This window comes from Alteribacillus persepolensis, from assembly GCF_900099605.1.
Taxonomy (GTDB): Bacteria; Bacillota; Bacilli; order Bacillales; family Marinococcaceae; genus Alteribacillus; species Alteribacillus persepolensis.
Genome location: NZ_FNDK01000051.1, coordinates 1 through 4,535 on the forward strand (window position 1 = coordinate 1; position 4,535 = coordinate 4,535).

The following is a 4,535-nucleotide window of genomic DNA, read 5'->3' on the forward strand; positions in this document are numbered from 1 at the left end:
AAAGAGGCACCTAAGAGTAATAGGAGAATCGCTTGGTCATTATACGGCTTCTCTGTAATAGCCTTAGTAATAGTAAATATCCTTTTTTCCTAATGGTCCTTATTAAATTAACGGGACGCTTTTCTGTAATAAGGAAGAGCGTCTTAAGCAACAGAGCAAGATAGCTTAGTGAATGGTTTCTTTCAAATGAAATCAACTCTTCCCAACCAAAGCGTTGAATATATGGATAATCGAATCAGCCGGTACAGCATGAAAATGGGAAAGTTTGAAATGACAGGCGTTGAATTGCCTGCCGCTGAAATCCATTGTCATCACTGTATCCTACTGACCCTTGGAGGAAGCGGTTAATTTTATAACCTTCGTATTCTGGGTTTTCTCTAATTATTTTCATAAGAAGCTTTTTTATGAAATGCTAGTAACAGGGTCATACCAAGGATACAAGCCATACCCAGCCATTGAAAAAGGTCAAAGGGTTCATTTAACCAAATGACCATGGTTAATACTGCTGCAAGGGGTTCTAAGTTACCAATTAAACTTGTCTTTTTAGGTGAAAGATATTGGAGACTTTCAATATAAAACCAAAACGCAAACATAGTGCCGCATATAATTACAAAAATGAGATACATATACATTTCAGCTGTAAAGTGTGAAAAGTCTGCTTGCCAGGGAGGATGGATAAAACCTAATGCAGCTCCCCCGGTGACCATGGCCCATCCAACAACAACAAGGGAATCAAATTCTTTAAGTAAAGGAATAGCATATAGAGTATAAAAAGCTAAAGCTGCCCCGGATAATATGCCCCAAAAAATAGAGATAAAAGGTACGGATAATTCGGAAATCGATCCGTTTGTAAGTAATAAAAAGGTGCCAAGCAGAGCAAGAGCAACAGTCGTTAGATCCTGTTTCGTGAAAATGGTCAGTTTACGTAAAAGTAAATAAACGATAATCATAACAGGAGCAAGATATTGTAAAAGAGTAGCAACAGCAGCATTCCCATGATGAATGGAAGCCATATAGGTATATTGAACCGCCAGCATGCCAAGTAATCCAAAAATGATCAACTGTACAGCAGTTTTTTTATTTTTCCAAACACTAGTGATGTGGAAGTAATCTTTCCTCATGCATTGAACAGCCAAAAGTAAAGTGCCAGCTAAGAGCAGCCGGACGGTTACCAGCCAATTTACATGGATAGAGTAATCTTGAAACAGCTTTTGTGAAACGGTTCCTCCTACTCCCCAAAAGACGGCTCCTATTATAACGAGAAGCAAGCCTTTATTTTTTGTATGTCCTTTTATCATTACTACCACCTCAATAATATAATGATAGTGTTATAGTAATTAAAAAATGACGAGATTAATATTTATATCGGATGAAAAAGTATAATTATTTTGAGGTGGTCATGTGCAGATAAAAGATTTTGAATTAGACGAAAAGTTAAAAGAACTGACCAAACACCGTACCATTGAGTTACCAATAGCTTGTTATGAAACGACCATTTCCAAAAATGTAAATGGCTATATACCACTTCATTGGCACGATGAAGTGCAATTTGTTTATGTTACGAAAGGAGAAGGAACTTTTCAAATAAATGAAGAAAAAAATGTCATTAGTGAGGGAGAGGGATTGTTTATAAATAGTGGCCGGCTGCACATGGCTGAGGAAAACCAACAATCAGGTTGTGTCTATATTTGTTTAAATGCTGCACCGCATTTTCTTCTGCCAAACGAACTATATATGACGTATGTATATCCTTATATCAAAGCGACGAACTTCCCTTATTTATTCATTGGAACACAGCATTCCTGGCAAAAGAATGTTTTGAATTCTATGCTTAACATTCAGCTTTTGATTCAAGAAGAACCGCCATACTTTGAATTTGATACGTTTATGTCAATTAATCAAATGTGGAAAGAACTTATTATGAATGGCCTGCCGTTAGAGTATGACGAAGGAGAAGCAGTAAAACAAAGTCGGATGAAGCAAATGTTAAACTATATACATCTGCACTATGGAGAAAAAATCATGTTAGACGATATTGCAAGAGCTGGTTGTAACCGTCAAGTGGTTTTGAACACTTTTCGCTCATTAAGTTTGAACAGTTTCTGATTGGAATACAGACTTTCGATTCTTCATTCGATAACTATCTCCATTCAAATGAACCACTTCCGAACGGTGGAGAAGGCGATCTAAGATCGCCGTAGCTATTCCTTGATCTCCCAGTAATTCTCCCCATTCTTCGGGCCCTTTGTTCGAGGTTAAAATAACCGAACTTCGTTCGTACAAGTGATTAATTAAATGAAAAAACAAGTTTCCTTCCTGTTGATCCATTGCCATATACATAATGTCATCTATGATTACTAAATCAGCTTGTCTTATTCGTTTCATTTGGAGCTGGGATTTTCGAATATACTCTTCTGTTTTCAATTGGGATATCAACTCTCCCATAGATATAAAAGAGACACGATACCCTCTATAAATAGTTTCTAGTCCTAGTCCAATGGCGAGATGGGTTTTTCCAACGCCTGGAGGTCCAAGAAGAATCAAATTGTATGACTGCTCCATCCAAGAGAGTTCTTTGAGCTGATTCATTTGTCTGCTGCTTAATGAAGGCTGACCATCCATTTCAAACATATCCAGGCTTTTTTGGTAAGGAAACTTTGCCCACTTTAAATGTTTTTCTATCATTTTTTCTTCCCGCCGTTTTTCCTCATAAGTAAGAATTTCATGCAAAAACTCCTGGTAAGTCCAAGAATGTTTTTCAGCTTTTCTTAAGAAATTGGGAAGGGCTTTTGAGGTTTCTGACATTCTAAATTGGTGAAATTGCTTCTGTAGACTTTCGATGGAATGCGTCATATTACTCCCCTTCCAAAATCTTTATATAGCCATCAAGCTCTCTCACTTCTGCTTTTTCTTCCCATTTATGAGAAGAGAAAGATGGTGGTTGGTCATGTGTTGTGGGGAGTGGTTTCTTGACGACTGTTTGGTTCTTAGCTATATACTTTGTTACGTCATAAAAGTCATTGGCACTCCGTAGGTTTTCTTTTATACATACGTCTAATGCCTGGTCTGCATATAACTCATACTCTGTAATGGCTCGCCTCATAATCTGTAATTGATCTCGAATATATCTTGGATAGCGTTCATGCAGCTGTTTTAAGAAACATTGAATCTTACCTTGATTATCAAACGATCCTTTCACTGCTTCCATGTATTCTTGGATTCCTCGACTTCTATCACGGGAGTGATTATTATTTTTTATCAACTGTCCTTTCCCTCGGGAGAGGGGGTGAATGGCTAGTGGCTTATCTCCCTGATGTTTCTCGATTATTACATGTTCATTTTCTATCCGCACATAAACCACGTTATCTTCTTGAGGTTGATAGGTTCCTAAAGGAACTGAATAACGATTGGAACGAAATTTGATAATGTTGTCCTTATGTACCACTCTTGTTATACTTGATACACGTTGACTCTCGAAAGAGAGTGGGAGAGAGACTTTTCGTAAGTGTGGCTTTTCCAGGGCGAACACTTCGACAGGTCTCTTTTTTATTGTGTTGTGCACCTGATAATTCCCTTTTCTCATTAGCCAAGCTATACACTGTTCGTTCCATGTATCAATGTGATGAAACACCCGATTCTTGGCAAAGTTCCCTTTAACGAATTTGACTACATTCTCAATCTTTCCTTTTGACTCAGGATCTGCCTTCCGGCATAAATAGACACGGAAACCTCGATTCTCTTTATATGATTGGAATTCCTCTGTATAAATGATATCTCCTCCGTTTTCGCTTACTGCCAATAACTTATCTTGGTCATAAACAATTTCTTCTGTAATCCCTCCATAATATTCAAATGCGTTCTCGTGACACCTTAATACATCTCGTGTTGTAAATGGCCTGTCTTGCCACTCTGCATATTTATAACGAGAGTGGGCCAGTACAAAAGCAATCACATACAGCTTAATGGAACTTCCTTTTAAGGTTTTTACTTTTATTTCTCCAAAATCTACTTGCATTTGTTTCCCTTTTGGAAGCTCTTTTAGGGCTTCATAGGCACGGAACTTTATCTCTTTCGGAATATAATATTTTTCTCTAAGCTCTTTTACATAAGTGCGAATAGTACTTTCTCCAACATCATGAAAGTGGCATCTCTCGTCCAGCCAATCTGCAATTTGTGATGCTGATAAGTCAGGGTGCTCTCTTAACCAACCTAGAATTTGATCCTGGAAAGGATCAAGGATTCGTTTTCTCGTCTGCAATTGATTCACCCAATCCATGGCTTCTTCAAAATCCTTTTCGAGATAAGAGTACACTGTGTTCCTTGATAGATTACATTTTCGGGCTATAGCCGAAACACTAAACCCTTCCTTTTTTAATTGATGAACATATACATGCTTTTCTAATTTTTTCACCCTCTTCGCCCCTCCGTCTCAGTTGTCACATACCTTTCAAGCTTAACTGATCAGGAGTGAATTTCCAGAAAAAAGTGTTCAATTCTATCAAGCGGAAACTGTTCAATTTAGTCTAGCAGTTACA

General features: G+C 37.7%; 4 protein-coding genes. 1 reads left to right on the forward strand and 3 read right to left on the reverse strand.

Features of this window, described 5'->3' with window-relative positions:
• Positions 1–377 precede the first annotated feature (377 nt).
• Positions 378–1,298 (reverse strand): DMT family transporter, encoded by a 921-nt coding sequence (locus BLT18_RS17705; RefSeq protein ID WP_175487597.1) that lies wholly within the window; start codon positions 1,296–1,298, stop codon positions 378–380.
• 103 nt (positions 1,299–1,401) lie between these two features.
• Between BLT18_RS17705 and BLT18_RS17710 the strand changes: the two genes are divergently transcribed.
• Entirely contained in the window at positions 1,402–2,106 is a 705-nt protein-coding gene (locus tag BLT18_RS17710) for a cupin domain-containing protein (RefSeq protein WP_091277063.1), read from the forward strand.
• On the opposite strand, the gene istB is transcribed toward BLT18_RS17710, so the two are convergent.
• Both istB and istA read right to left on the reverse strand, forming a co-directional pair.
• The gene (istB, locus tag BLT18_RS17715) at positions 2,086–2,853 is read right to left on the reverse strand and encodes an IS21-like element helper ATPase IstB (RefSeq protein WP_091277067.1); all 768 of its coding nucleotides are present in this window, start codon (positions 2,851–2,853) and stop codon (positions 2,086–2,088) included. The two genes, BLT18_RS17710 and istB, sit on opposite strands and share 21 nt — an antisense overlap.
• A gap of 1 nt (position 2,854) precedes the next feature.
• Positions 2,855–4,411, reverse strand: coding sequence for an IS21 family transposase (gene istA / locus BLT18_RS17720; RefSeq protein WP_091277069.1), 1,557 nt, complete (start codon positions 4,409–4,411; stop codon positions 2,855–2,857).
• Between the last annotated feature and the right edge of the window lie 124 nt (positions 4,412–4,535).